At 58.8% G+C, this 502-nt stretch carries 1 protein-coding gene; it reads right to left on the bottom strand.

Annotation, left to right across the window (positions count from 1 at the left end; all coding sequences use genetic code 11):
* A partial coding sequence (locus ABD481_RS47300; protein WP_344672410.1) for a hypothetical protein occupies positions 1–502 on the bottom strand: 502 nt, incomplete at both ends.

Here is a 502-nt window from a genome sequence, read left to right as displayed (position 1 = left end):
CACCGAGGCGACGGCGTGCTCGTCCCAGACGACGCTCGCCAGCACGTCGGTGATGTCCTCCACCTGGAAGGTGGCCCGTTCCACGGTGCGCAGGTCCGCGAGGTCCAGGTAGAAGCGCGGCAAATCCGCCGGCATACACAGACCTTTATAGATGTTGACCAGATTGGACAAGCTACAAACGTAGAAATCTTTGTCTTCCTGCAGACGTTTTTCAATGCGACGACGCGCAATAAACAGACGGCGCTCCATATCGCGCGGGCGCCAGCCAGCCGGGGCGTTGACAAAGATTTGCTCAATACGGGGCAGCGAGGAGAGGGCGATTTCACCGAGCACGCCTTCGTTGGTCGGCACATCGCGCCAGCCGACAATCGACAGGGTCTCAAGCTGAAGTTCTTCTTCAACGATGCGGCGCGCCGCTTTAGCCAGCTCAGGATCTTTATTCAGGAACAGCATCCCAACGGCGTAGTTTTTGGCTAAACGCCAGCCGCGCTCTTCGGCAACG

Source organism: Catenulispora yoronensis, from assembly GCF_039531695.1.
In the GTDB taxonomy this organism is placed as follows: domain Bacteria; phylum Actinomycetota; class Actinomycetes; order Streptomycetales; family Catenulisporaceae; genus Catenulispora; species Catenulispora yoronensis.
Note: the sequence above shows the minus strand (reverse complement) of the source record. Positions and strands in the feature narration are given on the sequence as shown.